19 protein-coding genes are annotated in these 23606 nt (G+C 73.4%); 7 read left to right on the top strand and 12 right to left on the bottom strand.

Features of this window, described 5'->3' with window-relative positions:
• Positions 1 to 43: 43 nt before the first annotated feature.
• Both CR162_RS15725 and CR162_RS15720 read right to left on the bottom strand, forming a co-directional pair.
• Positions 44 to 1075, bottom strand: coding sequence for a threonine ammonia-lyase (locus CR162_RS15725; protein ID WP_099096483.1), 1032 nt, complete (start codon positions 1073 to 1075; stop codon positions 44 to 46).
• Positions 1072 to 2190, bottom strand: a complete 1119-nt coding sequence (locus CR162_RS15720; protein ID WP_245870414.1) for an NAD(P)/FAD-dependent oxidoreductase — start codon at positions 2188 to 2190, stop codon at positions 1072 to 1074. Before CR162_RS15720 ends, CR162_RS15725 begins: the two co-directional genes overlap by 4 nt.
• Before the next feature lie 158 nt (positions 2191 to 2348).
• On the opposite strand from CR162_RS15720, the gene CR162_RS15715 reads away from it, so the two are divergent.
• From CR162_RS15715 to mdoH, 7 genes are all read left to right on the top strand, one after another.
• Positions 2349 to 3704, top strand: coding sequence for an ABC transporter substrate-binding protein (locus CR162_RS15715; protein WP_099096481.1), 1356 nt, complete (start codon positions 2349 to 2351; stop codon positions 3702 to 3704).
• Between the two features lie 93 nt (positions 3705 to 3797).
• Positions 3798 to 4739, top strand: a complete 942-nt coding sequence (locus CR162_RS15710) for a carbohydrate ABC transporter permease (RefSeq protein WP_099096480.1) — start codon at positions 3798 to 3800, stop codon at positions 4737 to 4739.
• A 1-nt stretch (position 4740) separates the two neighbouring features.
• Positions 4741 to 5634, top strand: a complete 894-nt coding sequence (locus CR162_RS15705; RefSeq protein WP_099096479.1) for a carbohydrate ABC transporter permease — start codon at positions 4741 to 4743, stop codon at positions 5632 to 5634.
• Between the two features lie 76 nt (positions 5635 to 5710).
• Positions 5711 to 6811 (top strand): ABC transporter ATP-binding protein, encoded by a 1101-nt coding sequence (locus CR162_RS15700; RefSeq protein ID WP_099096478.1) that lies wholly within the window; start codon positions 5711 to 5713, stop codon positions 6809 to 6811.
• Between the two features lie 23 nt (positions 6812 to 6834).
• On the top strand, positions 6835 to 7590 hold the full coding sequence (locus CR162_RS15695; protein ID WP_218014913.1) for an SDR family oxidoreductase: 756 nt from the start codon (positions 6835 to 6837) through the stop codon (positions 7588 to 7590).
• A gap of 90 nt (positions 7591 to 7680) precedes the next feature.
• Positions 7681 to 8769 carry a malate/lactate/ureidoglycolate dehydrogenase gene (locus CR162_RS15690; protein ID WP_099096476.1) on the top strand — a complete coding sequence of 363 codons (1089 nt, stop codon included), beginning with the start codon at positions 7681 to 7683 and terminating at the stop codon, positions 8767 to 8769.
• Between the two features lie 90 nt (positions 8770 to 8859).
• Positions 8860 to 10611, top strand: coding sequence for a glucans biosynthesis glucosyltransferase MdoH (gene mdoH / locus CR162_RS15685; protein ID WP_245870412.1), 1752 nt, complete (start codon positions 8860 to 8862; stop codon positions 10609 to 10611).
• Here mdoH and CR162_RS15680 read toward each other — a convergent pair.
• The 10 genes from CR162_RS15680 to CR162_RS15635 form a co-directional block, all read right to left on the bottom strand.
• Positions 10569 to 11135 (bottom strand): GNAT family N-acetyltransferase, encoded by a 567-nt coding sequence (locus tag CR162_RS15680; protein ID WP_099096474.1) that lies wholly within the window; start codon positions 11133 to 11135, stop codon positions 10569 to 10571. The genes mdoH and CR162_RS15680 overlap by 43 nt on opposite strands.
• On the bottom strand, positions 11128 to 13896 hold the full coding sequence (locus CR162_RS15675) for an FtsK/SpoIIIE family DNA translocase (RefSeq protein WP_141563175.1): 2769 nt from the start codon (positions 13894 to 13896) through the stop codon (positions 11128 to 11130). The genes CR162_RS15680 and CR162_RS15675 overlap by 8 nt, the downstream gene beginning before the upstream one ends.
• A 133-nt stretch (positions 13897 to 14029) precedes the next feature.
• Positions 14030 to 15814: a thiamine pyrophosphate-requiring protein gene (locus tag CR162_RS15670; protein ID WP_099096473.1), complete on the bottom strand. Its 1785-nt coding sequence runs from the start codon at positions 15812 to 15814 to the stop codon at positions 14030 to 14032.
• A gap of 131 nt (positions 15815 to 15945) precedes the next feature.
• Positions 15946 to 17916 (bottom strand): DUF2075 domain-containing protein, encoded by a 1971-nt coding sequence (locus CR162_RS15665; RefSeq protein WP_099096472.1) that lies wholly within the window; start codon positions 17914 to 17916, stop codon positions 15946 to 15948.
• Entirely contained in the window at positions 17913 to 18794 is an 882-nt protein-coding gene (locus CR162_RS15660; protein WP_245870410.1) for a DMT family transporter, read from the bottom strand. Before CR162_RS15660 ends, CR162_RS15665 begins: the two co-directional genes overlap by 4 nt.
• A 93-nt stretch (positions 18795 to 18887) precedes the next feature.
• Positions 18888 to 20042, bottom strand: a complete 1155-nt coding sequence (locus CR162_RS15655; RefSeq protein ID WP_099096471.1) for a GNAT family N-acetyltransferase — start codon at positions 20040 to 20042, stop codon at positions 18888 to 18890.
• An 85-nt stretch (positions 20043 to 20127) separates the two neighbouring features.
• Positions 20128 to 21123: a DUF697 domain-containing protein gene (locus CR162_RS15650; protein WP_176559871.1), complete on the bottom strand. Its 996-nt coding sequence runs from the start codon at positions 21121 to 21123 to the stop codon at positions 20128 to 20130.
• 34 nt (positions 21124 to 21157) lie between these two features.
• Positions 21158 to 22573: a YcjX family protein gene (locus tag CR162_RS15645; protein ID WP_245870409.1), complete on the bottom strand. Its 1416-nt coding sequence runs from the start codon at positions 22571 to 22573 to the stop codon at positions 21158 to 21160.
• A gap of 119 nt (positions 22574 to 22692) precedes the next feature.
• Positions 22693 to 23124 (bottom strand): GNAT family N-acetyltransferase, encoded by a 432-nt coding sequence (locus CR162_RS15640; RefSeq protein WP_218014912.1) that lies wholly within the window; start codon positions 23122 to 23124, stop codon positions 22693 to 22695.
• Positions 23121 to 23594 carry a RidA family protein gene (locus tag CR162_RS15635; RefSeq protein ID WP_099096468.1) on the bottom strand — a complete coding sequence of 158 codons (474 nt, stop codon included), beginning with the start codon at positions 23592 to 23594 and terminating at the stop codon, positions 23121 to 23123. The genes CR162_RS15640 and CR162_RS15635 overlap by 4 nt, the downstream gene beginning before the upstream one ends.
• Positions 23595 to 23606: the final 12 nt, after the last annotated feature.

Raw genomic sequence — 23606 nt, 5'->3', positions numbered from 1 at the left:
AGCAACGAGGCGGTGCTGATGCGGAACCGGCGCAGCGGCCCCCTCATGCCGCCAGGGCGCGGGCGAACACCGCCGGATCGACATTGCCGCCCGAGAGCACCAGCCCGACCGTGCGGCCGCGCGCCGGCACCTTGCCGGCCAGCACGGCGGCCAGCGCCACGGCGCCGCCCGGCTCCACCACGATCTTCAGCGCCTCGAAGGCCAGCCGCATGGCGCGGAACACCTCCGCCTCCGTCACCGCCACGCCGGCCTTCAGCCGCGCCTGGTTGATGGCGAAGGTGAGCGCGCCGGGCCGCATGGAAAGCAGCGCGTCGCACAGCGGCGCGCCCCGGCCGTCATTGGCCAGCCGCTCGCCGGCCGCGAGCGAGCGGGCGGTGTCGTCCCACCCTTCCGGCTCCACCGCCCACACCTCGGTGCCGGGCGAGGCGCCCTCGACGGCCAGCGCGCAGCCGGCGATCAGCCCGCCGCCGCCCGTGCAGACGGCCAGGGCGTCCAGCGCATGGCCGGCCGCGCGCGCATCCTCCACCAGCTCCAGCGCCAGCGTGCCCTGGCCGGCGATGACGTCCGGGTGGTCGAAGGGCGGCAGCACGGTGGCGCCGCGCTCCGCCGCCAGCCGCGCGGCCAGCGCCTCGCGGTCGGTGGTGGCGCGGTCGAAGAAGGTGATCTCGGGGGCCCAGCGGCGGGTGCTCTCCACCTTGATGGCGGGCGCGTCCTGCGGCATGGCGATCAGCGCCGCGATGCCCTCGGCGGCGGCGGCGCAGGCCACGGCCTGGCCGTGGTTGCCGGAGGAATGCGTCACCACCCCCGCCGCGCGCTGCGCGGGCGTCAGCCGCAGCACCGCGTTGGTGGCGCCGCGGAACTTGAAGCTGCCGGTGCGCTGCAGCGGCTCGGGCTTCACCAGCACGGTGCCGCCGGCGATCTCGTCGAGCAGCGGGTGGCGCAGCATGGGCGTGCGCACCACCCGGCCCCGCAGGCGCCCGGCGGCGGCCAGCACATCGGCATGGGCGGGCAGCGGCGCGGCGGAGGCAGGCGTGGGGCAGGCAGGCGCGGCGGGGGGCGGGAGGGGGGCGTTCATGCAATCACCTCGTGGAAGCGGCGGGGATCGACCAGCGGCAGGATGGCGGCCAGCGGCCCAGGCTCCTCGCCATTGACCAGGGCCGCCAGCAGCGCCCCCTGGGCCGGCGCGGTCTGGATGCCATAGCCGCCCTGGCCGACCATGTGGAAGAAGCCGGCCTCCTCGGCCGGGCCGATCGCCATGGAGCGGTCGGGCAGGAAGCTGCGCAGCCCCGCCCAGGCATGCTCCACCCGGCGCACCGCGACATCCAGCGCCCCCGCCAGGCGGTCCACGGCGATGGCGATGTCGAGCTCCTCCGGCCGGGCGTCGCAGGGCTCGCAATCGGTCTCGTCGGCGGGGGAGAGCATCAGGCGGCCGCGCGCCTCGGGGCGGGCATACCAGCTGCCGCCGATGTCGCCGAGCAGCGGCCAGTCCGCCACTGGCCAGGGCGCCGGGTCGATGATCAGCGCGGTGCGGCGCAGGGGCCGCAGGCCGAGCGGGCGCAGCCCGGCGGCGCGCGCCACCGCATCGCCCCAGGCGCCGGCGGCGTTGACCAGCACGGGCGCGGCGAGCACGGCGCCGGTGGAGGTCTCGGCCCGCCACAGCCCCGCCTGCTTCCAGATGCGCCCCGCCCGGTGGCGCAGCGCCAGCGCGCCGCCCGCCCGCCGGAACTGGCCGAGAAAGCCCTGGTGCAGCGCCGCCACGTCGATGTCCATCACCTCCGGCTCCCAGGCCGCGGCGGCGGCGTAGCCCGGGCGCAGGGCGGGGACCATGGCGCGCGCCGCCCCGGGCGCGATGGGCCGGAGGCCGGTCCAGCCGGCCAGGGCCTTCTCCAGCGCCGGAAGCTGCCCCTCCGGCGCCAGGTGCAGGGCGCCGCGCGGCCGCAGCAGCGGCACGGCGGAGAAGCCGGGCGGCGGCGCTTCCAGGAAGCCGCGCGCGGCGCGCGTCAGGGCGCGGGTGTCGGCATTGCCAGCATTCGGCTCCCACAGCGCGGCGGAGCGGCCGGTGGCGTGGTAGCCGGCGCTCTCCTCCGCCTCCAGCAGCGCCACGCGGCGGCTGGCGGCCAGATGCGCCGCGGCGGTGGCCCCGGCCATGCCGGCGCCGATGACGAGGGCCTCGAACGTCTCGGTCTGCATGGGCCGCATCCTGGGTGCGCGATGAAATGGCCGCAAGCCGTGCCGGGCCGTTGCGGGAAACGTTGCAAGGACGCGCGGCCAACGCCTAACCTCACCTCCGCAACGAGTGGCCATAAGGCCCGTGGCGGCGGATGCCGCCCGTGCAAGGAGGTTACGGAATGGAAGGCAACGGGATTTCCCGTCGTGGCGTGCTGCGCGCGGGCGCGCTGGGCGTCGCGGCCAGCACCCTGCCCCTGGTGAACGTGCATGGGCAAAGCTCCGGCGGCAGGCTGGCGCTCGGCCTGTGGGACCACTGGGTGCCCGCGGGCAATGACGAGATGCGCCGCATCGTCATGGACTGGGGGCAGAAGAACCGGGTCGAGATCCAGCTCGACTTCATCACCTCGGTCGGCAACAAGAACCTGCTGACCATCGCGGCCGAGAGCCAGGCGCGGCAGGGCCACGACATGCTCTCCTTCCCCACCTGGGAGGTGCATGCCAAGGCCGACCAGCTCGAGCCCATGGACGACATCATGGGCCGGCTCGGCGAGAAGTACGGCGCGCTGAACCCGATCGTCGAGTACCTGGCCAAGGTGGAGGGCAAGTGGCGCGCCGTGCCGGCCATCTCCGGCAGCCAGAACAAGCCGGCGCTCGGGCGGATGGACCTGCTGAAGCAGCATGCCGGCATCGACATCCAGCAGATGTTCCCGGCCAACGCCAATCCCGGCAGCGCCGCCGGCAACTGGAACTGGGACACCTTCCTGAAGGCGGCGGAGGCCAGCCACAAGGCGGGCTTCTCCTTCGGCCTGCCGATCGGCCAGTTCACCGACGCCACCGACTGGATCGGCAGCCTGTTCCGCTCCTTCGGCGCCGAGCTGGTGAACGGCAAGGGCGACATCACCGCCAAGTCCGACAATGTGCGCAAGGTGCTGGAATACGCCAAGCAGCTCTGCGCCTTCCTGCCGGGCGACGTGTTCTCCTGGGACGACGCCTCGAACAACCGGGCGCTGATCTCCGGCAAGTCGGCGCTGATCTTCAACCCGCCCTCCGCCTGGGCGGTGGCCAAGCGCGACGCGCCGCAGGTGGCGGAGCAGTGCTGGAGCTTCCCCGCCCCGGCCGGCGCGCAGGGGCGCTTCACCCCCTACCTGCCCTATTTCTGGGGCGTGTGGAGCTTCAGCCGCAACAAGGGCGCGGCCAAGGCGCTGGTGGAATACCTCAGCCAGCGCGAGCAGGCGGAGCTGATGGTCAAGGCCAGCAACGGCTACGACATCCCGCCCTTCACCAGCATGACCGACTTCAAGACCTGGGAAACGGAAGGCCCGCCGCCGGGCGTGGTGTTCAACTACCCGGTCAAGCCGCACCACAACGCGCAGCAGTTCATCGCCTGCTACCCGGCGCCGCCCGAGATCGCGGTGCAGATGTACAACCAGGGCATCCAGGCCAAGATGATCGCCCGCGTCGTGCAGAACAACGAGACGCCGGACCGCGCCATCGCCTGGGCGGAGCGCGAGATCGAAGGCTTCAAGCGCGGCTGATGGCCGCGCCGGCCATAGGCTGAAGGGGGGCGCACGGGCCGGCATCGGCCCGCGCGCCCCGCATCATCTCCCGCAACCGCGAGGGAGTCTGACATGTCCCAAGGCACGCTTTCCGCCCCGGCCGCGCCGGCCGCCGCCGCACCGCCGCGCGGCGGCGCGCTGAAGCGCCTGTCGCGCCGGAACTCCACCGTGGCCTTCCTGCTGACATTGCCGCTGATCCTGCTGATCCTCGGCCTGGTGGTGTATCCGTTCCTCTACGCGATCTACCTTTCCACGCTGAACCGGCGCATGACGCGCTTCATCGGCTGGGAGAACTTCACCTTCCTGCTGTCGCGCGAGACCTTCTGGAACGTGGTGTTCCAGTCGGTGCTGTTCGCCGTCTCGGCGGTGCTGCTGAAGGCGCTGATCGGCTTCATCCTGGCCCATGTGCTGCACGCGCTTCCCGCCAAGGGGCAGCGCAAGTGGCGCGGCATGCTGCTGGTGCCCTGGGTCATCCCGCCGGCGATCTCGACGCTGGCCTGGTGGTGGCTGTTCGACCCGTCCTACTCGGCCTTCAACTGGGCGCTGATGGGGATCGGCGTCGATCCGGTGCCCTGGCTCGGCCAGGCCGGCTGGGCGCGCTTCTCGGTGATCCTGGTGAATGTCTGGTACGGCTCGCCCTTCTTCATGATCATGTACCTCGCCGCGCTGAAGTCGGTGCCCGACCAGCTCTACGAGGCGGCGGCGATCGACGGCGCGAGCGGCTGGCAGAAGCTGCGCTACGTGACCTTCCCGATGATGCGCAACATCATCTCGATCACCGTGCTGTTCAGCCTGATCGTCACCTTCGCCAATTTCGATATCGTCCGCATCCTGACCAATGGCGGGCCGCAGGACACCACGCATGTCTTCGCGACATACGCCTTCCAGGTGGGCATCCAGTCGGGCGACATCCCGCTCGGCGCCTCGGTCAGCCTGTTCATGTTTCCGCTGCTGGCGGTGTTCGCCATCTTCACCCTGCGCGGGGTGAACCGGCGCTCGAAGGAGATGGCGTGAGATGAGCAGCACCACCGCGACGCCCTTCGTCCCCGCCGAGATCCGGCATGGCAGCCTGCGGCGGGAGCGGCGCTGGGCGCTGATCGGCGCCTATGTGGCGCTCGCCGTCTTTGTCGTCTTCTTCATGACGCCGCCCTTCCACATGCTGATGACGAGCCTGAAGAGCTCGGGCGAGATCGCCGACCTGTCCGGCAACCCGTGGATCGTCGCGGCGCCGACGCTGCAGAACTACTGGGAGCTGCTGACGGAAGGGAACTACCTGGTCCACTTCCGCAACTCGGTCATCGTCACCGCCTGCACCGTCGCCATCAGCATGGTGATCTCGGTGATGGCGGCCTTCGCACTCGCACGGATGAAGTTCTGGGGCAGCGCGACGCTCGCCACCGGCGTCTTCCTCACCTACCTGGTGCCGGAGACGCTGCTCTTCATCCCGATGTTCCAGATCATCGGCGGCCTCGGCCTCTACAACAACCTCTGGGCCATGGTGCTGATCTTCCCGACGCTGACGGTGCCCTTCTGCACCTGGATCATGATCGGCTACTTCGCCTCCATCCCGAAGGAGCTGGACGAGGCGGCGCTGATCGACGGCGCCAGCCACCTCCAGATGCTGTGGAAGATCTTCATCCCCGTGGCGCTGCCCGGCATCCTGGCGGCGATGATCTTCGCCTTCACCGTCTCCTGGGCCGCCTTCATCTACCCGATCGCCTTCCTGGTCTCCTCGGACCAGATGGTGCTGACGGTGGGCATCGTCTCCGACCTGATCCGGGCGGACACCTTCCAGTGGGGCAAGATCATGGCCGGCGCGCTGATGGCCGCGCTGCCGCCGCTGCTCGTCTACGCGTTCCTCATGGACTACTACATCGCGGGCCTGACGGCCGGCGCCACCAAGGGCTGACGCCGCGATCGCCGGAGGCCGGATGGCCGAGGGCGTGAATCGCGGCGCCGAAACTCAAGCGCGAGGAAACGAAAGAATGGCGCAGGTAACGCTCCGCAAGGTCGTCAAGGCCTATGAGGGCGGCGTGCAGGCCGTGAAGGGCATCGACCTCGATATCGCGGACCACGAGTTCGTCGTGCTGGTCGGCCCCTCCGGCTGCGGCAAGTCCACCACGCTGCGGATGATCGCGGGGCTCGAGGAGATCTCGGACGGCGAGATCGCCATCGGTGGCAAGGTGATCAACGACGTCCCGCCGCGCGACCGGGACATCGCCATGGTGTTCCAGAACTACGCGCTCTATCCGCACATGACGGTCTTCGACAACATGGCCTTCGGGCTGATGCTGCGGAAGTTCCCGAAGGACGAGATCAAGCGCCGCGTGGACAATGCCGCGCGCATCCTCGACATCACGCCGCTGCTGGCGCGCAAGCCCAAGGCGCTCTCGGGCGGGCAGCGGCAGCGCGTGGCCATGGGCCGCGCCATCGTGCGCGACCCCAAGGTGTTCCTGTTCGACGAGCCGCTCTCCAACCTCGACGCCAAGCTGCGCGTGCAGATGCGCACCGAGATCAAGAAGGTGCACCAGACGGTGCGCACCACCACCGTCTATGTCACGCACGACCAGGTGGAGGCGATGACGCTGGCCGACCGGGTGGTGGTGATGAATGGCGGCATCATCGAGCAGGTCGGCTCGCCGCAGGAACTCTACCACAACCCCAAGACCCGCTTCGTCGCCGGCTTCATCGGCAGCCCGGCGATGAACTTCATCCCCTGCCGGCTGGAGAACGGCGCCGGCGCGCTGCGTCTCCACCTGCCGGGCGACATCGTGCTGCCCGTGCCGGCCGAGCGCACCGCGCGCTACCAGGGGCTGGCCGGGCGGGAGGTGCTCCTCGGCATCCGCCCCGAGCACCTGACGGAAGCCAAGAACCTCGACCGCCCGCATTTCGCGCCGATGACCGCGACGCCCGAGGTGACCGAGCCGATGGGCATGGAAACGCTGGTCCACTTCAGGATGGCCGGCGCCGAGATCTGCGGCCGGGTCGACCCCCTGGCGCCCGCCATGCCGGGCCAGCCGTTGCCGATGGCGGTGGACATGAGCAACATGCACATCCTGGACCCGCAATCGGGGCGCGTCCTGTAGGCATGAAGCAAGGAAGGCAGGGGATGGACAAGACAGCCTGGGTGACGGGTGCCGGCACCGGCATCGGCCGCGCCGTCGCGGTGGCGCTGGCCGGCGCGGGCTGGCGCCTGGCGCTCACCGGCCGCCGCCGCGCGCCGCTGGAGGAGACGGCGGCGCTGCTGCCCGGAGGCGCGGAGGCGCATATCGTCACCGCCGACCTGACCGACGCCGCGGCGGTGGAGCGCGCCGCGGCCGAGGTGACGGAGGCGCTGGGCGGCATCGGCCTGCTGGTGAACAACGCCGGCGTCAACGTGCCGCGCCGCCACTGGCACCAGCTCTCGCCCGCCGATGTCGGCACGCTGGTCGATGGCAACCTGCGCGCCCCCTTCCTCACCAGCCTCGCCGTGCTGGCGGGGATGAAGGCGCGGGGCGGCGGGCTGATCGTGCAGATCGCCTCCATGGCGGGCAAGGGCGTCTCGGCGGTTTCCGGCCCCGGCTACATCGCGGCCAAGAGCGGCTTCGTCGCCCTCTCCGCCTCGCTCAACGCCGAGAACGGCATCCACAACATCCGCTCCACCTGCATCTGCCCGGGCGAGGTGGTGACCCCCATCCTCGATTTCCGCCCCGAGCCGGTGCCGGCGGAGGAGCGGGCGCGGATGCTGCAGCCGGAGGACATCGCGCAGGCGGTGCTGTTCGTCGCCAACATGCCGGAGCGGGTCTGCATCAACGAGATGCTGGTGACGCCCACCTGGAACCGCTTCCAGGCGGCCCACGCCCAGAAGGTGGCCGCGATCCCCTGAGAAGGGCGGGCCTGGGGGGCGCGGCATGGCTTGCCAAGCGCGCCCCGTGCGCCATGCTGCACGCATCAAGAAACGTGCAGGAAATGCCCCATGGACGCCCATCCCCCCGTGCTGATCGACGCCAAAACCCTGGAAACGCTGGTGCGCGACATCTTCGTCGCCGCCGGCAGCAGCGCCGACGAGGCGGCGGGCATCGCCCAGCACCTGCTCGGCGCCAACCTCGCCGGGCATGACAGCCACGGCGTGGTGCGGGTGCCGCGCTACATCGACTGGCACCGGGCCGGGCATGTGCATTTCGGCCGTACCGCGCGGGTCGTCACCGATGGCGGCGCCTTCGCCCTGCTGGACGCCGATTTCGGCTTCGGCCAGACCGTGGCGCGGCAGGCGGCGGAGCTCGGCATCGCCCGCGCGAAGCAGCACGGCGCCGCCGTCATCGCGCTGCGCAATGCCGGGCATGTGGGGCGCATCGGCCACTATGCCGAGATGGCGCTGGCGGAAGGGCTGATCTCCATCCACCTCGTCAACGTGGCGGGCTCGGTGCTGGTCGCGCCCTTCGGCGGCGTGGAGCGGCGCTTCTCCACCGCCCCCATCGCCATCGGCGCGCCGCTGGAAGGGCGGCCCGTGGTGCTGGACTTCGCCACCTCGCATGTGGCGGAAGGCAAGGTGCTGGTCGCCTCCAATGGCGGCAAGGCCCTGCCGAAGGACGCGCTGATCGAGCCGGACGGCACCCTCTCGGGCGACCCGCATACCCTGTATGGCGACTACCCGCCGATCGGCCCGCGCAACCCGGCGGGCGGCGCCGGCGCCATCCGCGCCTTCGGCGAGCACAAGGGCTCGGGCCTGGCGCTGATGTGCGAGCTGCTGGCCGGCGCCTTCACCGCGGGCGGCACCTCGGGGCCGGTGGAAGGGCGCGGGCGCATCGCCAACGGCATGCTCTCCATCTATCTCTCGCCGGCGCATTTCGGCACCGAGGCCGCCTTCCAGGAGATGGGACAGGCCTATGTGGAGTGGGTGGCCTCCAGCCGCCCCGCCAGGCCCGGCCAGCCCGTGCTGCTGCCCGGCGAGCCCGAGGCCCGCACCCGCGCCGAGCGCCTGGCCCATGGCGTGCCGCTGCAGCCCGACACCTGGACGGGCCTGCTGCAGACCGCCGCCTCGCTCGGCGTTCCCGCGCCCGCCTGAGGCGCGGGACGGCCGGGAAAGGCTGATGCCGCGCCGCATCTTTCATGAGGCCGGCGCAATCCCGCCACGATCCCCCGCCAGAAGCGGCGCGTGACCCCTCCCGCGCCGCTCCCCCCCCTGCCGCCCGAGCGGCCAGGCCTGCGCCGCCTGGCCTTCCTGCTTCTCTGCCTCGCGCTCGGCCTCGGCCTGCTGCTGCTGATGCTGCGGGTGCTGGCCCCGGGCGGCTGGACGGCCTGGGAATGGGTGCTGCTGGCCGCCTGGCTCGGCACCCTGCCCTGGAGCTGCCTTTGCGCGGGCAACGCGCTGCTGGGCCTCGCCCTGCGGCTGCGGGCGGCGGAGCCGGCGGCGCTGGTGGTGCCGCAGCTCCTGCGCGCCGCGCCGCCGCCGCCACGCGCCGCCACCGCCATCCTTGTCTGCCTGCGCAACGAGGCCATGGAGGCGGTGCTGCCGCCCCTCGCCCGGCTGCTGGACGGGCTGGAGGCGGCCGGGGCGGGCCACCGCTTCACCCTCTGGTTCCTGTCCGACACGCAGGAGCCCGGCCTCGCCGCGCGGGAGGAGGCGGGCATCGCCGGCTTCGCCCGGCTGCGGGCGGGGCGGCCCGTGGCGGTGCGCTACCGCCGCCGCACGCGCAACACCGGCTTCAAGGCCGGCAACGTGATGGACTTCCTGGACCACCATGCCGGCGACCAGGAGTTCTTCCTGTGCCTCGACGCCGATTCGGAGATGTCGGCCGAGGCGGTGCTGCGGCTGGTGGCGGCGATGGAGGCCGACCCGAGGCTGGCCATCCTGCAGCAGCTCATCGTCGGCCGCCCCGCGCGCAGCGCCTTCACCCGCCTGTTCCAGTTCGGCATGCGCGCCGGCATGCGGAGCTGGGCCACGGGCCAGGCCTGGTGGCAGCTCGACCAGGGCCCCTACTGGGGCCACAACGCCCTGCTGCGCGTGGCACCCTTCCGCGCCCATGCCCGGCTGGAGGCGCTGCCCGGTGGCAGCCCCATCCTCAGCCACGACCAGATCGAGGCGGTGCGGCTGCACGCCGCCGGCTGGAAGGTGCGCTGCCTGCCCATCGAGGAGGGCAGCCTGGAAGGCAACCCGCCCACTCTGCCGGACTTCATCCTCCGCGACCGGCGCTGGGGCGCGGGCAACATGCAGTACTGGCACCTGCTGCGGCTGCCGGGCCTGACGGCGATGGGCCGCTGGCAGCTCGTCCAGGCCATCCTGCTCTTCCTGTCCGCGCCGCTCTGGCTGCTGGTGCTGGTGGCGGCGGTGCTGAACGCCGCCACGGGCGGCGGCGCGGCCACGCCCGCCGGGCCGCTGGCGGCGCTGCTGCTGGCCAACGGGGCCGCGATCCACGCGCCGAAGCTCGCGGGCTACCTGGAGCTGATGCTGCGCCCGGAGCGCGCGGCGCCCTATGGCGGCCGCCGCGCCGTGCTGCGCGGGGCACTGGCCGAGATCGGCTTCACCACCCTGCTGGACCCGGTGAGCCTGGCCAGCAAGGCGCTGTTCCTGCTGGCGCTGCCCTTCGCCGGCCGCGCCGGCTGGCAGCCGCAGAACCGCGATGCGCTGGGCGTGCGCTGGGCGGATGCGGCGCGGCTGCTCCGGGCGCCCACGCTCCTCGGCGCGGTGCTGATGGCGGCGCTGGTGGCGGCGGGCGGCACGGCCTGGGCCTGGGGCCTGCCCTTCGTCGCGCCGCTGCTGCTGGGCATCCCCTTCGCCGTGCTGACGGCGGACCCGCGGCTTTCGTGCCGGCTGCGCCGGATCGGGCTGGCGCGCACGCCGGAGGAGGAGCCGCCCCGGCCGGATCAGCCGCCGGGGAAGCGGAAGCGCATCAGCACCTCGTCGTAGTAGCGGCCGCCCAGCTTGAGGGCGCGCGGCTCCAGCCCCCAGGCGGTGAAGCCCGCCCGCTCATAAAGCCGCCGGGCGCGGTCGTTCCCCGCCACCACGGACAGCCGCACCTCCTCCACCCGCCCCCGCGCCTCGGCCAGGACCGCCGAGAGCAGCGCCGGCGCCAGCCCATGGCCGCGCGCCTCCGGCCGCAGATAGACCGACCACAGCAGCCCCTTGTGCCGCGTCTTCTCCGCCCGCGGCAGCGCCAGCGCCATCAGCCCGGCCGGCGCCTCCATGCCCGGCAGCCATCCGGCCAGCACGATGCCCGCCTCCAGCCGCGCCGCGAACCAGGAATCGGGCTGCGCCGCCTCGTCCTCCAGGCTGGCGCCGAAGGCCTCCGGGTGGCGCTCCAGCGCCTCCAGCCGCAGCGCGCGGAACAGCGCCGCCTCGTCCGGCACGAGGCGGCGGATGGCGAAGCGGGGCCCGCCGGCAGCCGCCAGGGAAGCGGGGGAGGAGGCCCTCCCCCCGTCCCGCTCAGTCATCGTCGCTGCGGCGCGCCAGCACCTCGCGCTTGCCCACATGGTTGGCCGGGCCGACGACGCCCTCCTTCTCCATCTGCTCGATCAGCTTGGCGGCGCGGTTGTAGCCGATGGAGAGGTGCCGCTGGATGAAGGAGGTGGAAGCCTTGCCTTCCCGCGTCACCAGCGCCACGGCCTGGTCGAACAGCCCCTTCTCGCCATCCGAGGCGCCGGCGATGCCGGACAGGCCGGAATCGCCGCCCTCCTCGTCCTCGGTCTCGGTGACTTCCTCGATATAGGCGGGCTCGCCCTGCTCGCGCAGGAACTCCACCACCTTCTCCACCTCGGCATCCGAGACGAAGGGGCCGTGCACGCGGGCGACGCGCCCGCCGCCCGCCATGTGCAGCATGTCGCCCTGGCCGAGCAGCTGCTCGGCGCCCATCTCGCCCAGGATGGTGCGGCTGTCGATCTTGCTGGTCACCTGGAAGGAGATGCGCGTCGGGAAGTTGGCCTTGATGGTGCCGGTGATGACATCGACCGAGGGCCGCTGCGTCGCCATGATGACATGGATGCCGGCGGCGCGCGCCATCTGCGCCAGGCGCTGCACGGCGGCCTCGATCTCCTTGCCGGCGACGATCATCAGGTCGGCCATCTCGTCGATGACCACGACGATCATCGGCAGCGGCTGCAAGGCGAGCGGCTGGTCCTCGAAGGCCGGGCGGCCGGTGTCGGGGTCGAAGCCGGTCTGCACGCGGCGCGTCAGCACCTCGCCGCGGGCGAGTGCCGCCTGCACCTTCTCGTTGTAGCCGCCGATGTTGCGGACGCCGAGCTGGCTCATGGCGCGGTAGCGCCGCTCCATCTCGCGCACCGTCCACTTCAGCGCGCCGATCGCCTTGGGCGGCTCAGTGACGACGGGCGCCAGCAGATGCGGGATGCGGTCATAGACCGACAGCTCCAGCATCTTCGGGTCGATCATGATGAAGCGGCACTCGTCCGGGCTGAAGCGGTAGAGCAGCGACAGGATCATGGTGTTGATGCCGACCGACTTGCCCGAGCCGGTGGTGCCCGCGATCAGCAGGTGCGGCATGCGGGCGAGGTCGGCGATCACCGGCGCGCCGCCGATGTCCTTGCCCAGCGCCAGCGGCAGGCGGGCGTTGTGGCGCACCCAGTCCTCGGCCGCCATCATCTCGGAGAAGTAGACCATCTCCCGCTTGGCGTTGGGCAGCTCGATGCCGATGACGTTGCGGCCGGGAACGGTCGCGATGCGCACCGCCATCACGCTCATCGAGCGCGCAATGTCGTCGGCCAGGCCGATGACGCGGGCCGACTTGGTGCCGGGCGCCGGCTCCAGCTCGTAGAGCGTCACCACCGGGCCGGGGCGGATCTCGACGATGCGGCCGCGCACGCCGTAATCCTCCAGCACCGTTTCCAGCAGCCGCGCATTGGCCTGCAGCGCCGCCTCGTCCGGGCCGCTGGCGCGGCGCGCGGGGGGCGGCACCAGCAGGTCGAGCGGCGGCAGCTGGAACTGCGCCGCCGGCTGCGGCTCGGGGTGGACGGGGCGGCGGGGCGCCGCCGGCTCGGCCGGGCGCGGCGGCGGGGCCGCGCTGCGCACGGGCGGCGGGGGCGGCAGCTCCAGATCGCCACCCCGGGCGGCGATGGCACGCGGCTCGCCGCCCCGCTCGGAACCGCGCTCGGAACCGCGCTCGGGGCCGCGCTCCCCTCCGCGCGGAGCGCGCAGCTCGGGCGTGGCCTCGGGCATCAGGCGCGGCAGGGCCTCGTCGTCCTCGTCCTCCGCCTCGAAATGCGGCGCGGCGGCGCGGCGGCCGGGCGGCGGCACCACCGGCGCCTGGCGCGGCCCACGCAACCCGGCATGGGGCGGCGGCGAATCGGCGGCGGCGGCATCGGCCGCGCGCAGCATGGCCGCCAGCTGCGGCGAGGGCGCCTCCGCCCGGCGGCGGGCCAGCATGCCGCCCATGGCGCGGAACGGCGCCGCCAGCCGGGCGCCGAGGCCGGGGCCGCGCTCCGCCTCCTCATCCGTTTCCCAGGGTGCCGCGTAGTGGGGCGGCGGGGCGGCCGGGGCGGCCACGGTGCGGCGCAGCACGCGCCCAGTGATGCCCGCCCCGCTGCGGGCGGCATGGCCGGCGACGCGGCCGGCCTGGCGCCAGGCCAGCAGCGGCACGCCCAGCGCGGCGAAGGACAGGGAGCCGGCCAGCGCCACCGTGCCCACCTGCCCGATCACCGAGCCGAAGGGGCCGAACACCCCGCCCGCCAGCCCCAGCACCTTGCCCAGCAGCAGCTCGCCCGCGGCGCCGCCCGGCCCGGCCAGGGTGGGCGCGCCCTCGGGCAGCGGGGCCAGGGCGAAGGCGGCGGCCAGCAGCGGCGCCGCCGCCAGCACCGCCGCGACGCGGCCGACAAAGGGCGCCAGCCCGCGATGCGTCGCCAGCCGCCAGGACCAGCCCAGCATCACCCCCACCGGCAGGTAGCCGCCCCAGCCGAAGCCCTGCAGCAGCAGGTCGGAGACGATGGCGCCCCCGGGCCCGGCCAGGTTGGTGGGCGCCCGGGTGGCGGAGGTGTTCAGCGACGGGTCGGCGGGGTTGTAGCTGATCAGCGCCAGCAGCAGGCCGAGCCCGCCCAGCGCCAGCACCAGTCCCAGCAGCTCCGCGCCGCGCCGCCGCAGCGCGGCCTGCACGGCGGGGGAGGCGAAGCGGCGCGTGCTGGCGGCCAGGCGGCCCCCAGCGCTGCCGGAGGACGGGTCGGAGGAACGATCGGCAAGGGCGCGCGGCATGGCCTCAGTCGTCTGTTGCTGAGCGGGTGTCTCAGCCTACCACGACAAGGGCTTGCAATAGAAGGAAAGCGCTTGAAAAAGCTTGCTTGGCCGCCAGCCGGGCCGGTTTGGGCCCGGCACCGTGGCAAAGCGGCTATTCCCGCTTCGGCAGCACCCGGCTGGCCACCTGCCGCGCGGTGTTGGCCAGCACGCTGCCAAGCTCCGGCTCGCCGAACATGCTGCTCATGAAGGCGCGCGCCTGCTTCAGCGTGATGTGCGGCGGCAGCGGCGGCACGTTGGGGTCGGTGCGGAAGTCGAGCACCACGGGCCGGTCCATCGCCAGCGCCTCGTCCCAGGCGGCGCCGATCCGCTCCGGGTCGTCCACCGCGATGCCGCGCAGCCCGGCGAGCTCTGCGAAGGCGGCGTAGGAGAATTCCGGCAGGGTCTGCGAGCCGAGGAACTTGGGATCGCCGCCCATGGCGCGCTGTTCCCAGGTCACCTGGTTCAGGTCGCGGTTGTTCAGCACCAGCACCACGAGCTGCGGGTTGGCCCATTCCTTCCAGTAGCGCGACACGGTGAGCAGCTCGTTCATGCCGTTCATCTGCATGGCGCCGTCGCCCACGATGGCCACCACCGGCCGCTCGGGATGCGCGAACTTGGCGGCGATGGCATAGGGCATCCCCGACCCCATGCTGGCAAGCCCGCCCGAGAGCGTGGCCATCATCCCCCGCCGCAGCTTCACGTCGCGCGCGTACCAGTTGGTGGTGGAGCCTGAGTCGGCGGCGATGATCGCTCGCTCCGGCAGGCGGCGGGACAGCTCCCAGAAGACGCGCTGCGGGTTGATCGGCTCCGCCTTCTGCATGGCGCGCTTTTCCAGCAGCGCCCACCAGTCCTCCGTCCAGCCGGCGATGCGGCCGCGCCACCGGCCCGCCTCCTTGCGCCTCAGCAGCGGCAGCAGGGCGCGCAGCGTGGCGGCCGAGTCGCCCGCGAGGTTCACCTCCATCGGGTAGCGCAGGCTGAGCATGGAGGGATCGCGGTCGATCTGCACGCCGCGCGCCGCGCCCTCCTTGGGCAGGAACTCGGAATAGGGGAAGCCGCTGCCCACCATCAGCAGCGTGTCGCATTCCTGCATCATCTTCCAGGACGGCTCGGTGCCGAGCAGGCCGATCGAGCCCGTCACCCAGGGCAGGTCGTCCGGCACCGCGGCCTTGCCCAGCAGCGCCTTGGCGATGCCGGCCTGCGTCATGTCCGCCACCGCCAGCACCTCGTCCGTGGCGCCCAGCGCCCCGGCGCCGACCAGCATGGCCACCCGCTCGCCGGCGTTCAGCACCTCGGCCGCCTGTTGCAGCGCCTGCGGCTCCGGCACCACGCGCGGCGCGGCATAGCCCACGCCGCTGTGGATGGTGCCGTGCGCGTGCGGCGGCACCTCGACCGCCGGCAGCTCCTGGAGGTCGTTGGGCAGGATCAGGCAGGCGATCTTCCGCTCGCCCTGGGCGACGCGCATGGCGCGGTCGATCAGGTGGCGGATCTGCTCCGGCACGCTGGCCTGCTGCACATAGGCGCAGACATCGCCGAACAGCGCGGCGAGATCCACCTCCTGCTGGTAGTGCCCGCCCAGCGCCGCCCGCGCCTGCTGCCCGACGATGGCCAGCACCGGCATGTGGTCGGCCTTGGCGTCGTAAAGCCCGTTCAGCAGGTGGATGGCGCCGGGGCCGGAGGTGGCCAGGCACACCCCCACCTCGCCCGTGTACTTGGCATGGGCGGTGGCCATGAAGGCCGCCATCTCCTCGTGCCGCACCTGCACGAAGGGCATCTCCTCCTTCGCCCGGTCCAGCGCGCCGATCAGCCCGTTGATGCCATCGCCCGGATAGCCATAGACCCGCCTGACACCCCATTGCCCGAGGCGCTCCCAGACGAAATCCCCGACCGTCTTGGCCATGGCCGTTCCCCTTCCGCTGCGTGGCTTTCCGGAGGCCAACGCGAGAAAGGGATGGGTGTTGCCCACAAGGCCGGGGGAATGAATTCCCCCACGCGGACGTACACGTCCGCGCCCTTCTTCTTTCTGCAAGTTCAGAGGAGCGCCACGCCGCAGCGTTGCAGGTACGCGGCGACGGCATCGGCCTCGGAGGGCGGGCGGGTCGCATCCCCGGCATCGCCGCGCGGCACGAAGATCAGCGTGTCCTGGCGCGCGCGCGTCAGCAGCACGCGGTAGGTGTTGCGCAGGTGGCGCCGCGTCTCGGGCGAGGCCACGCGCTGCCAGGCGGTGCCGGCGAAGCGACGCGCCTGCCAGCCCTGCGCGCCGCGAATGAAGTCGCCGCCCCAGGCCAGGCCCACCGAATCCAGCTCCAGCCCCTGGCAGGCATATTCCGTGGCGCAGACCTCCAGCGCGTCGGAGGCCCGCACATCCGGCCAGCGGCACAGGAACCAGTTGACCACCTCGTCATCCGCGCCGTGCAGCTGCGCGCCCAACCCCTCGGCCCGCAGCCGCTTCGCCTTGGCGGAGCACACCAGCCCGACCCGCCGCAGGCCCCGCGCCCGCTCGCGCAGCGCCTGCCGCAACGCGCCCAGATCGCGCGTCAGGAAAAAGGGCAGCCCGCCGCCAGCGGCGATGGCGGCGGCCTCCTCCGGCCGCTCCTCCAGCACGGCGGCCACCCATTGCGCGCCGCGGTCGTGGTGGATGGAGCGGATCGGCACGACGAGGTCCAGATCCTCGTCCAGCGCCAGCCAGGGCGGATGGCCTTCCGCCAGCCTTTGCGCCGGCTCGGTGGCGGACAGCGCGCGCGGCGCCGCCACCGCCCGCCACGCCCCGCCGCCGGCCGCGATCGCCCTTCCCCACTCGGCCAGCCCCGCCTCGCCCGTGTTGATCTCCTGGCCCTGGCCGATCAGCGCCACGATCACCGACCAGCCCGGCACCCGCGCCATGATCTCCAGCATGTGCCCGGGCTCGGAGGTGGACAGGATGGAGCTGCGACGCTGCGTGTCCCGCCCCGCCTGGGCGGCGTCCCAGGCACGCTGGGCCTCGTCGAACACCACCACATGCTCTGGCGGCGCCTCGCCAGCGTGGCGCACATGGTGCTCCAGGAAGCGGTGCACGTTCTGCAGCACGGTGCGCGCCTCGCGCCGCGGCTGGCGGGCGCCGCGGCCCTGCCGGTCCCGCGCGTCCCGCTCCAGCGCGCCGCGCAGCACCGCCACCAGCGGCGCGTTGCCGGTGAGAAAGGCGGCGCCCGTTTCCGCCCCGGCATCCGGCCAGGGGCCGAAAGCCAGGTTCAGCCCGCACAGCGTCTTGCCCGCGCCGGGAATGCCGGTGACGAACACCACGCGCCGCTCCCCCGCCGCCCGCGCACCCCCGATGGCGTGGCGGATGGCATCGGTGGTGCGGGTGAGGTTGCGCGCACCGGCCCGCGCCGTGGCGATCGCCTCCACCCCGTGCCGGTCGAACAGCCGCCGCGCCGCCTCGATGATGGTGGGCACTGGCCGGTAGGGCGCCGCGCCCCAGGCCAGGGGGTCGAGCGGCGCGGCGGGCGCCGGGATGGCGGCCTGGATGTCGCGCAGCAGGGCGCCGAGGCTGGATGGATTGGCGCGCAGCACGGGCGTGACACCCTGGAAGAACAGCGGCCAGGCATTGGCCGGCGGCGCGGCACCGCTGGCCAGCAGCACCGGCACCACCGGATGCGCCCGGCTGGCGGCGTGGAAGTCGAACAGGTCGAGCGCGTAATCCTCCACCTGCGCCAGGTCGGGCGCGGCGAAGCCGGCGGCGCCGTGCTTGTATTCCAGCACCAGGATGGCGCGGTCGGTCAGCAGCACGGCGTCGATGCGCTTTTCCAGCCGCAGCAGGTCGAGCTCCAGCAGCACCTGCCAGGATTCGCCGCCCGCCTCGCGCAGCGCCGCCTGCAGGGTGACCACCAGGGCGCGCCAGCTTTCCCGCTGCGCCCGCTGCACCTCCGACATCTGCCCGGCCTGGGCATGGGCCAGCCGCGCCGCCCAGCCCGTGGCATCCCCGGCCAGCAGCGCCGCGCCGGTGCAGGAAACCCAGGCCCTCACGGGCGCCTCTCCCGGGGCCAGGTGGCCAGCCCGATGCTGGCCAGCATCAGGGCCAGCCCCGCCCCGTGCAGCGGCGTAAAGTGCTCGCCCAGCAGCGCCACCGCCACCAGCGCCGCGGTGGCGGGCAGGAACACGGTGAAGACGCCCGCCACCCCCGCCGGCGCGCGCCGCAGCCCGGCATACCAGAGCAGCAGGCACAGCACCGAGGCGGTGAGGCTGTGGAACACCAGCAGCGCGGACACTTCCGGGGAGGCCAGCGCCGCCACGCCGCCCAGCACCGGCAGCGCGAAGGGCAGCACCAGCGCCGCGCTCCATGCCTGCATCCAGAGGCTGGCGGTGATCACCGGCACGCGGCCGGACAGGCGCTTGGCCAGCAGCACATAGGCCGCCTCGCCGCAGACGCCGACGAAAACCAGCGCGTTGCCGAGCAGGCTGCCGCCGCCCCCGTCCCCGCCCGCCAGCCGCGCCAGGGTGATGGCCGCCATGCCGCCCATGGCGAGGCCGGACGCCGCCCACTGCCCGGGCGCCAGCGCCTCGCGCAGCCACAGCGCGGAACCCAGCGCGATCACCGCCGGCAGCGTGGCCAGCACCAGCCCCGCCTCCAGCGCCGAGGTGTGGCGGAGCCCCGTGAGCAGCGCCGCGTTGTAGAGCAGGGTGCCGAGCGCCGCCTGGAGCGCCAGGTTGCGCAGCGCCGCGCCGGAAGGCCGCGCGCCGCCCTCGCGCAGCCGCGCCAGCGGCCACAGCACCAGGCAGGCCAGCAGGCAGCGCAGCAGCACGATCAGCGCGATCGGCAGGGCGCCGGCCAGCAGCTTCGCCACCGCCACGTTGAGGCCGACCAGCGCCATGGAGGCGCCCAGTTGGAGGTAAGCGGTCAGCATGCGGCTCCGGCCCGGCGAGGAGGGGCGCGCAGGGTCGCAGGCTTCCGGGGCCCCGCCAAGCCGGAGGGCGGCCAGGCCCGGGAGCGGGGCGGCTCAGTCCTCCTGCCGGAAGGGCGAGGCCCCGGCCAGGGCGGCCATCTCCTCCAGCATGGCCGGGCGCTCGGCCTCCAGGAACTGGGCCACGGCGCGGCGCAGCCCGCCATGCCCGATCCAGTGCGCCGAATAGGTGGGCACCGGCAGGTAGCCGCGCTGGATCTTGTGCTGCCCCTGCGCCCCCGCCTCCACGCGCTTCAGCCCATGCGTGATGGCGAAGTCGATGGCCTGGTAGTAGCAGAGCTCGAAATGCAGGAAGGGCGCCTCCACCGTGGTGCCCCAGTTGCGGCCATAGAGCGCGTCCCGCCCCATCAGGTTCAGCGCGCCGGCCACGGGGCGGCCATCCTGCTCGGCCACCATCAGCACCACCCTGTCGCCGAGCCGCTCGGCGAGCAGCGGCCAGAAGCGCGCGGTGAGATAGGCGCTGCCCCATTTGCGGTCCACCGTGTCCATGTAGAAGCGGTGGAAGGCGGCCCAGTGGCGCGGCGTGATCTCGGCCCCGCGCAGGGTGCGGAAGGCGAGGCCGGCCGATTGCGCCTCCCGCCGCTCGCGCCGCAGCTGCTTGCGCTTGCGGCTGGACAGGGCACCGAGGAAGTCCTCGAAGCCGCCATAGCCCTCGTTGCTCCAGTGGAACTGGGTGCCGAGGCGCCGCAGCCAGCCCGCCTCGCCCAGCGCGTGCCACTCCGCCTCGGTGCAGAAGGTGACATGGGCGGAGGACAGGCCGAGCTGCTCCGTGGCCTGGGCCAGCGCCTGGGCCAGCGCGCCATGCGGCAGGCCGGCGCCGGGGCGGGTCAGCAGGCGGGGGCCGGGCACCGGGCTGAACGGCACCGCCACCTGGAGCTTGGGATAATAGCTTCCGCCGGCCCGCTCGAAGGCATTGGCCCAGGCATGGTCGAACACGTATTCGCCATAGGAGTGGCTCTTGGCATAGGCGGGCGCCACGGCGAGCAGGCGGCCGGCCGGGTCGCGCAACGCGGCGTGCTGCGGCAGCCAGCCGGTGCGGGCGGAAGCCGAGCCGCTCTCCTCCAGGGCCGACAGGAAGGCGTGGCTGACAAAGGGGTTCTCGTCGCCCGCGCAGGCATCCCACTCGGCGGGCGGGATCTCCGCGATGGCGGGATGCAGGTGCAGGGTCAGCTCTTGGGCACCGTCGGGCATGGCCCAGCATGTGCGCCGCGGCCGGAAAGCTGCAAGCAAGGCCAGGGGAAGGAATTCCCCTGGACCCCTTCTTTTTTCTGTCCGTTCAGAGCGGGCGGCAGGCCAGGGCGGTGGCGCCGGCCAGGCGCACCATGCGGCGGGCGGCCACCGCCGCTCCCGCCGCACCGCCCGCGAGCTTCGCCGCATGGCCCTCCACCAGCTGCTCGACACCGGCCTCCGTCACGACCTCCGCGCCCGCCGCGAGGCCGGCCGAGAGCGCCAGCCGCCGCAGCAGCCGGCCCAGCACCAGCGTGCCGGGGCGCACCCCGTGCAGCACCGCCACCTGCCGCATCAGCCGCAGGCCGAGCCAGCCCATGGCCAGCGCGTCCAGCACGGGCGAGGGGATGACGGCGGTGGCGAGGAACACCTGCCGCGCCGCCTGCCCGCCCAGGCTCCGGGTCCGCGCGTCCAGCACCGGCAGCAGCCCGGCGGCGAGCAGGCCGCGCGCCTCGGCCATGGTGGCGGCGCGGCGCAGCGTGGCCACGGCGGGCACCGCCTCGGGCAGGCGGCGCGCCACGGCCTCCGCCCAGTCCAGCAGGGCGGGCGGCGGCGGGGCGGCGTCCGGCGTCTCGCGCACGCGGGCGGCCAGCCGCTCCAGCGAGTCGAGCCGGCGCAGCGCGCGCCATTCCCGCCCCGCCGCCACCGCCAGCAACCCGCCCACGCCGAGGCCGAGCGCGCTGCCCAGCCAGCCCAGCACCGGCGAGGCGGCGAACAGGTCGTTCACCATCAGCCCCAGCCACAGGCCGAAGCTGCCCAGCACCAGCAGCGCCGCGGCCAGCCCCAGCGTGCCGAGCGAGGCGAGCCAGCCGGCGCTCCGCACCGCATCCGGCCCTTGCAGCGCCATGGGCTCGCCATGGCGGATCAGCCCGCCCTCGGTGGGCTGGCCGAGGCCGGGGCCCAGCGCCGCGCCCGGCATGGCATCGGGCATGACCCCGAGCCCGGAATCGGGCGCAAGCCCGGGCGGGCGCCGCGGATCCGGCGCGCGGGTGGGGGCGCGCACGGGGCGTTGGGGCTCGTCGTCCCAGCCGGGGCCGGCGTTCATCGGGCACTCCGGGGAAGCAGGACATCCAGGCAGGTCACAGCGCATCCTCCAGCAGCCAGGCGATCAGCCGGTCCATCTCCAGGTGCGGCAGGCCCTCCCGCCCGTCCGGGTCGATCACCGGCGGGCGGAACACGGGCAGCTCGAAATAGGGGCGGCGCCAGAAGGCATCGCCCGGGGCGGGCGGCTGCGGCGGGATCTGCCCCGGGCGGAAGGGCCGCCGCCGCGCCTCGCCCATCGGCACGCCATACACCACCGGCGCGCCCGAGGCGGGCGACTCGCCCTCCTCCGTGCAGCGCAGCGCGGCCAGCGCGGCATGCGTCACGGCCGGGTCTCCGGCGCCACCGCCCAGGCCCACCATGCCGCGGAACAGGCCGAGAAACGCCTCGCGCTGCGCCTGCGGCACATAGTCCGCCTTGGTGGCGACGAAGGCCACGCGCTTCAGCGTGCGCAGCCCGAGCCAGCGGGAGCGCGAGCGGGCGTCATAGGCCTGGGCGATCCGCGCCACCGCCTGCCGCGCATCGGTGAAGGCGCCCTCGCCCGCGCAGAGCGCGCCCAGCGCATCGACCAGCACCACCTGCCGGTCGAAGCGGGCGAACCAGGGGTCGAAGTAGCTGCGGCGCATATCGTCGCGATAGGCGTCGAACCGCTCGGCCAGGGCGGCGCGCAGGCTGCCCGCACCCGCGCTGCCCTGCCCCGCCAGCGGAAAGAACCACATCATCGGGCTCTCGCCCTTGGGGCCGGGCACCAGGAAGCGCCCCGGCTGCAGCCAGCGCAGCCCGTGCCGGTCCCGCGCCGCCGCCAGCAGGTCGCGGTAGAGCAGGAAGCCGCGCTTGGCCACGGCATCGTCGGCCGGCGCGTTGCGGTCCAGCCCGGCCAGGAAGGCCAGGAAATCCCCGGCCAGGGCGGCGCGCGGCGGCTGCCGGAGCTGCGCCAGGGTGGCGGCGGACCATTCCTCGTAGCTCTGGTCCAGCAGCGGCAGGTCCAGCAGCCATTCGCCCGGATAGTCCAGGATCTCGAGCCGCACCCGGCGCGCCGGCAGCCAGCGGCCCCATTCGCCGGGCCGCTCCACCACCAGGGTCAGGGTGGCGCTGGCCAGGTCGCTGGTGCGGGGCGGCCAGTGCGGGGTGGCGCCGGCCAGGTCGCGCAGCTTGTCGGCGGCGTCGAACCAGTCGAGCGCCTGGGTGCCGGCGGGCTCCAGCCGCACCGCCTGGATGCGCCGCCCCTCCTCCGCCATGCGGCGGCGCAGCGCCGGCAGCGTGTCCCGCCCCCGCCCCATGGCCAGCAGGTTGGCGATGAGGGAGGTGATGAACACCGTCTTGCCGGAGCGGCTGAGGCCGGTGATGGCGATCCGCAGCGTCGTCTCGTTGAGCGCCCGTTCCGCCTCGCTGGTGAGCCGGGTCAGCCCCTGCCCGAGCAGGTCCAACCCGGGCAGACCGAATCCTGCCGCCATCCGCCTCCGCCTTGTCTGTCATCGCTCCATGTGGGGAGGCCGGGCGGAAGATTGAACCGCCCCCGGCCGCCCCGCCCCCGGCCGCCCCGCCCCTGGCTGTTCCGTCCAGCCGGAGCCGCTCAGAACACCTTGCGGAAGAAGTGGCGCACATGGCCGGGCGGGTTGTCCGGCACATGGCCGAACTCGGTGTAGCCCTGCTTGCGGTAGAACTCCGGCGCCTGGAAGCTGTAGCTGTCCAGCCAGGCGCCGACGCAGCCGCGCGCCTTCGCCTCCGCTTCCGCCCGCGCGATCAGCTCGGCGCCGAGGCCGCCGCGGCGCAGGTCCTCGGGCAGGTAGAACAGCTCGATGAACAGCCACTTCTTGTCCGTGCGCCCGGTCAGGCCGCCGCGCACCGCGCCCGTTTCCGGGTCGCGCACCAGCACCGAGAGCGGGCGGCGGCCGGATGGGCCCACCGCCGCCTCGTTGAAGGCGAGGATGCCCTGGAGCACCACGCCCTGCGCATCCGCGTCGGCCGCGTCGCTGACCTCGATCGACGGCAGCGCCGTGCTCACGCCGCCACCTCGAACATCCCCTCGACCTCGACCGCCGCGTCCATCGGCAGGGAGGGCACGCCGATGGTGCTGCGGGCATGCCGCCCCGCCTCGCCGAACACCGCCACGGCGAGGTCGGAGGCGCCGTTCATCACCTGGGCGTGCTGGGTGAAGCCGGGGCCCGCGGCGATGAAGCCGCCGAGGCGCGCCACGCGCGTCACCCGGTCGAGGTCGCCCACCGCCGCCCGGAGCTGCGCCAGCACGTTGATCAGGCAGAGCTGCGCCGCCTGCTGCCCCGTCTCGATGTCGATCACCTCGCCCAGCTTGCCGGTGAAGGCCACCTTGCCCTCGCGCATCGGCACCTGGCCGGAAACCACCACCAGCGTGCCGCCCGCCAGCACGGTGAAGGGCACATAGTTGGCCACCGGCGCCGCTGGCACGGGCAGGGTGATGCCAAGCTCGGCGAGGCGCGACTCGATGCGTCCGGCCATGGGACAAACTCC

The organism is Teichococcus rhizosphaerae (genome assembly GCF_002631185.1).
In the GTDB taxonomy this organism is placed as follows: domain Bacteria; phylum Pseudomonadota; class Alphaproteobacteria; order Acetobacterales; family Acetobacteraceae; genus Pseudoroseomonas; species Pseudoroseomonas rhizosphaerae.
Note: the sequence above shows the minus strand (reverse complement) of the source record. Positions and strands in the feature narration are given on the sequence as shown.